General features: G+C 31.6%; 4 protein-coding genes and 1 rRNA gene. 3 read left to right on the top strand and 2 right to left on the bottom strand.

What is annotated here, in order from left to right; genetic code table 11:
• The 3 genes from rrf to EMN46_RS16420 form a co-directional block, all read left to right on the top strand.
• Positions 1-107: ribosomal RNA gene (rrf, locus tag EMN46_RS16430) — 5S ribosomal RNA — on the top strand; the annotation flags it as partial.
• A 278-nt stretch (positions 108-385) separates the two neighbouring features.
• A complete protein-coding gene (locus EMN46_RS16425) occupies positions 386-2359 on the top strand; it encodes a putative porin (protein WP_154201910.1) in 1974 nt (657 codons plus the stop codon).
• Between the two features lie 169 nt (positions 2360-2528).
• Positions 2529-3884 (top strand): transporter substrate-binding domain-containing protein, encoded by a 1356-nt coding sequence (locus tag EMN46_RS16420; protein ID WP_195715293.1) that lies wholly within the window; start codon positions 2529-2531, stop codon positions 3882-3884.
• On the opposite strand, the gene EMN46_RS16415 is transcribed toward EMN46_RS16420, so the two are convergent.
• Both EMN46_RS16415 and EMN46_RS16410 read right to left on the bottom strand, forming a co-directional pair.
• The gene (locus tag EMN46_RS16415) at positions 3855-4514 is read right to left on the bottom strand and encodes a CoA pyrophosphatase (RefSeq protein ID WP_195715292.1); all 660 of its coding nucleotides are present in this window, start codon (positions 4512-4514) and stop codon (positions 3855-3857) included. The two genes, EMN46_RS16420 and EMN46_RS16415, sit on opposite strands and share 30 nt — an antisense overlap.
• Positions 4515-4637: 123 nt before the next feature.
• Complete coding sequence (locus EMN46_RS16410; RefSeq protein WP_154201907.1) at positions 4638-5882, bottom strand: FtsX-like permease family protein; 1245 nt, start codon at positions 5880-5882, stop codon at positions 4638-4640.
• Between the last annotated feature and the right edge of the window lie 118 nt (positions 5883-6000).

The following is a 6000-nucleotide window of genomic DNA, read 5'->3' as shown; positions in this document are numbered from 1 at the left end:
GTATCTATAGCAATGGGGTTCCACCTCTTCCCATCCCGAACAGAGAAGTTAAGCCCATTAGCGCCGATGGTACTGCCGAAAGGTGGGAGAGTAGGTCGATGCCAACTTTTAAGCGTCTTATTCCATTACGGAGTAAGACGCTTTTTTTGTGCCCTAAAGTCAAGGGGGTAAGGGTGGGAAAAATCAATTAATCAAAATTATTACTTTATACATTGTTTGTTATAATGTTAATCACTTGTTTCTGTAAGTTATCTGATAATCAGTATGTATGATAATGTTTTGTTGGTCTGTTTTTTATGTCTTTTCATCAATTATTAAAGTTTTTTAACCGATAAATGGTGAAAAAATAATTTTCTTATTGTCAGTTTCCTTATATTTGCAGGCTATGAAACAAACTTTCATTTTATTCATTTTTACGCTCTGCTTAAGCTTGTCTTTAGCTGCCCAAAAAGAACTTGGAAATCGACCTGATGGAAAGATCGGAGAATCGGGTTCTAAGCGTGATGGGGAGAAAAGTGAAATGGATAGTCTTGGCTATAATAATGTGAAATCTCACATTAAAACTTGGCGTTTGTTAGATTATGGAACACGTAAATCTATTTTAAATATTGACACTTTATTAGGCGATATTCAAAATTTCAATCCTATTTTTCAACGCAGTATAGCTAATTCTTATTTAGGTAATCTGGGCTCACCTTATCAGAGTATTATATTTAAAGATCGTGTTCGTAATGAACCTTTTATGTTCTTCAATACTTTTGAGGCTTATATGAATATGCCTAAAGAGATTCTATATTTCAATACGACAACTCCTTTTACGAAATTTTATTATTCTACTGCTGGATCTAAAGATCTTGCAGAAAATAAACTTCGGGTTTTACATACTCAAAATGTAAATCAATTTTGGAATGTTGGTATTAGTTTTAATTTAATCTCGAGTGAAGGACAATATCAAAATCAGAAAACAAAATTGTATGATTTCAATTTGTTCTCAAGTTATGAGAAAGGACGTTATGGTGCTCATTTTGTATTGAATCAAAATAGAGTGTTGGTAAATGAAAATGGTGGCGTAGCTGATGACACTCAGATTCGTGATACGGTAATTGCTTCTGAAAATGTACAAGTCAACTTATCAGATACAAAGAATCAATTATCGAATTTTAATTTTGTTGCTAATCAATATTATAATATTGGAAACGGTAAAGATCTCATTATAGATGGAGATACAAGTCAAATTTATCCAGTAAAAGTTGTTCATGATTTTACTTATGAATCAAATAATAGAGAGTTTAAGGAGGCTGTTGTTGATACTGACTTTTTCAAAAATACTTATCTGAATAACGATCAAAGTGATGATGAAACTTCTCTAAAGACGCTTAGTAATGGTTTTCATATTGTATTTAATGAGAATCAGAATAAAAAATTAAGTTTTGGTGCTCGTTTAGGGTTGTTGAACGAATTTTCTGTTTACAACTTAAGGAGATTAGTTGCTGAGAATTCATTTTCTCAACAAGATAAGAATATTCACAATACGCGATTGATGACAAGTATTTTTCGTCAAACTGGGGTAAATTGGAATTGGAAATTTTTAGGTGAGTATGTGTTTGAAGGGTATAATCAGTCTGATTATCTTCTTGATGGTAATATTGTGTACCAATTTGGTGATTCAGTAAATAGACAATACCTTAAAATTACGTCTCAGATTAAATCGAATACTCCAGATTTTTTATTGACAGAATATTATGGGAATCATCAACAATGGAATATTAATCTCGATAAAAGTAATGAATTATCTTTGGGATTAAATTATGAAAATAAGAGATATGGTTTTAAAATAGGTGGACAAGTTGATAATCTAGAGAATTACACTTATTTTGGTTATGACACGATTGTGTCTCAAAAAACCAAATCGATACAGGTTTTGACAGCCTATGTTGAGAAAGATTTTAAACTAGGTCATTTTACTTTAAGTCAAAAGATTGTTGGGCAGAAGAGTTCTGATAATGATATTCTTCCATTGCCTGATTTTTCAGTTTATAGTAATAATTATTATTCAAACACATTTTTTAATGGTGCATTAGATATACAAACAGGTTTTTCTGTTTATTATAACACTTCATATTACGCTCCGAACTACTCGCCATCAACTGGACAATTTTTCTTGCAGAATGAGCAAGAATTAGGTGATTATCCAAAGGTTAACTTGTATTTCAATTTTAGAATTAAGCGGACTCGTATTTTTATCATGTATGATCACTTAAATGCTAAAATGGGTAGTCAAAACTACTTTAGCTCTCTTCATTATCCACTCAATCCAGGCATGCTCAGATATGGATTACGATGGACATTTTACGATTAAAATTTATTTGTTAATTTGACCAATGAAAGTTGTTTTTTTGGTTAGGTACCCGTTTTTTCATACTTTGAAGAACGGTAAGTAAACTAATATGTTTAAATTTAAATATATAAAATTAGTTATTCCTCTGATATTCATGGTCTTTCTGCAGACGTGTAATCAAAATCGTCAAATGATTAGATTACGTCAGCCAGAAAAAGCTGTGCTTGGTTTAAAGCATATCAAATTACGTGGAAAACTGAGGGTAAGCACTGATTATAATTCGACTAACTATTTCATATATAAAGGTCGTGCTATGGGATTTCAATATGAACTATTGAATGCTTTAGCCAAAGAACTTAATGTGAAATTAGAATTAAAGGTGGAAAATGATTTACAATCAGCTTTTTCTAGTTTAGAGAAAGGGGATATAGATCTAATAGGGATGAATCTTGCCATTACCAAGGATAGACAAGAACGATTTAATTTCACTATACCTCACAGTCAGTCAAAGCAAGTTTTGATTCAGCGTATAGCTTCTAAGTATGATTCTCTGCCAATAATAAATGATAAACTGAACTTAGGAAATAAAGAGATTTATATTCAACACGCTACATCTTATGTTGAAAGTTTAGATCATTTATCTAAGGAAAGTAGTTATCCTATTATTATTAAAAAGCTCGATAATATAGAAGTTGAAGAACTAATAGAGCAAGTTTCTAATGGTGAGATTGATTATACAATTGCTGATGAAAATGTGGCAGTTGTCAATAAAAATTACTACCCTAACATTGATGTAAAACTTGAGATTACTCCTCCTCAGGATATGTGTTGGGCTTTGAGAAAAGGTAGTGATGAGCTAACTACAGCTATTAATGTTTGGCTAGAAGGATTTAAGAAAACGGCACGATATAACCAAATTTACCTTAAATATTTCTTGAGCTCAAGAATAGAGAGACGTCATAATAGTGAATATTTTACGCTTAAAAGTGGTAAAATATCTAAGTACGATGATTTGATTAAGAAAAATGCGAAAACTATTGATTGGGATTGGCGATTACTTTCTGCCCTTATCTCGCAAGAATCACATTTTGATCCTAATGCTAAATCTTGGGTTGGTGCTTTTGGATTAATGCAATTGATGCCTGAAACAGCTTTTCGCTATGGTGTAGATGAAGATTCTTGTGTTGAAGAAAATGTAAGAGCGGGTGTTGCACATTTAAAATATTTAAGTCGTAGATTGGATAAGGTTCTTGTTGACAAAACAGATAAGTTGAATTTTTTGCTGGCTTCCTATAATGTTGGATTAGGACATATTCTTGATGCAAGGCGCTTAGCTAAAAAGAATGGTCAAAACCCAGATTTATGGAAAGGTAGTGTCGATTACTATCTATTGAACAAATCAAAACCGGAATTCTATAAAGATCCGGTTGTGAAATATGGTTATTGCCGTGGTAAAGAACCTTACAATTATGTGAGAAAAATTTTATCGATTTACAATCATTACGAAAATACAGTTTTACTTGATGAGACTAGCTCTCTTGAGTAATTCTTCAAGTTCTGAAATAATCATTGCTGTAGCCCCCCAAAGTTTATGTCCTTTTACATCGTAATAAGGCGTTCTTATTTCGAATTTATCTTTGTGTAAAGTCTCTTCATGTTTATTATCAACTTTAAAAAGCTCTTCAATATTGGTTTCAATTATTTGGTTGACTTCAAAAGAATCTGCTTTAAATTGAGGTACACCATCGTAATAGGCTACAATGGGTTGAACTTGGAAATTGCTTATTGGAATATATAATCCAGTGATTGGTCCTATAATGTGAATTTTATTGCCCAATAATCCCATTTCCTCCTCCGTTTCTCTTATTGCTGTATCGATAAGGTCTTTATCGCTTAACTCAAATTTCCCTCCAGGCAAACTAATTTGACCACTATGTCTATGGTTTCCAAGACTTCTTTTCATAAGTGGAAAATATAAATCTTCACCTTTTTGATAGAATAAAATTAGGACACTACTGTCTCTCGTTAGATCTGGATCATTTTCATTTGGGCAATAATTACGTATAGAAGGAGCCATTTTTTGTTGAGCTAAAGTACCGGGTAGGCCTTTTTCAAGCTCTTTACTGAAATCTTCGATAAACAGATCTATATTTTTAATTGAATTGGGATGTATCATGTTGATGGTGTTATTAACGTCGATTAAATATAATAAAAAACCTTGTTTCAACATTTCACTAAAGTGAATTAATTTAGATGAAATTTGTTTAATTATAGACCGAATTAATACGAGGATAATAACTTAATCAAATTTTATAGCTTTGCTAGGTGTTATTTTTGTTATCCAATAAGATGGAATGAGAAGCATGCTTACCGTAACGGCTAGTGTTCCAATATTTAATAATAAAAGATGAAACCAGTTAAGATTGATAGGTACCGTATCTAAATAATAGTTAACCGGATCGAGCTTTATGATATGAAAATAGAATTGTATAAGACAAATACCTATTCCTATAAGGTTTCCTAGCAGCATCCCTTTACCAATAATCATAGTAGATTGATATAGAAAAATCTTTCGAACCAGCCAATTGTCAGCACCTAAAGCCTTTAGGATACCAATCATATTGGCTTTTTCGAGAATGATAATCAAAAGTCCAGAAACCATATTGAAACCTGCTACTAGAATCATCAAACCTAGAATAATCCAAACATTAAGGTCAAGCATTTTTAGCCAATTGAATATTTGTGGAAAATTTTGTTTTATGGTCCTAACTCTAAAAGTAGATCCATCATTGGAAAATATGTTTGCAATATGATCATGAATGAGTTCTTTAGTCTCATCTAGTTTGTTAAAATTATCGATAGTTATTTCTATTCCGCTAACTTGATTATCTTCCCAATTATTCAGTTTTTGAATATGACGAATATCACAGATAACAAAAAGTTTATCGAATTCATCCATACCAGAATTAAAAATTCCAGAAATAGTAAAAGCTCTTTGGCGAATAGGTTGTTGTACAAAGTACATGATTAGTTTTTCTCCCAATTTAAGATGTAGGAGATTGGCTAGCTTTTCTGATATGAGAATCTGATTACTCTTTTTCGAGGGAATCATATTTATAGTATTTCCTTCAACTAACTTGTCTTTAAAGAATGACCAATCATGATTTAGAGAAACGCCATTGAGAACGATGCCTTGAATTTCATCTTTTGTTTTTATAATTCCAGGTTTGGTTGCATAAGCCTGAATGTGTTTTATCCCTTTAATTTGAGATAAACTATCCATTGGAATCAAGTTTTTATCTATGGGATAAGTCTCGTATGAATTGTTGTTATCGTAATTACTTATTTGAATGTGAGAACCGAATCCCGTCAGTTTTTCAGTTATACCAGCTTTGAATCCTGTAACAATTGCTATTGCAAGAATCATTACCGACAAGCCTAGAGCAATACCTAGAGTCGCAATACTAATGATAGGACGTGATATCTGTTTGTCAGATTTATTTTTGTAAGTGATCTTTTTTGCAATATGGAGTTCTAAATTCAAATCGTTATTTTTAACCAGAGTTTATCTTAAATTCACTAATGTGATGTGTTGATAATAATTCAATTGCTTAATAGCTGTTCGATACAAAAGTAGTAATTTCGTACTTAGTAAATTTAAA

Source organism: Ancylomarina sp. 16SWW S1-10-2 (assembly GCF_009669305.1).
Taxonomy (GTDB): domain Bacteria; phylum Bacteroidota; class Bacteroidia; order Bacteroidales; family Marinifilaceae; genus Ancylomarina.
Note: the sequence above shows the minus strand (reverse complement) of the source record. Positions and strands in the feature narration are given on the sequence as shown.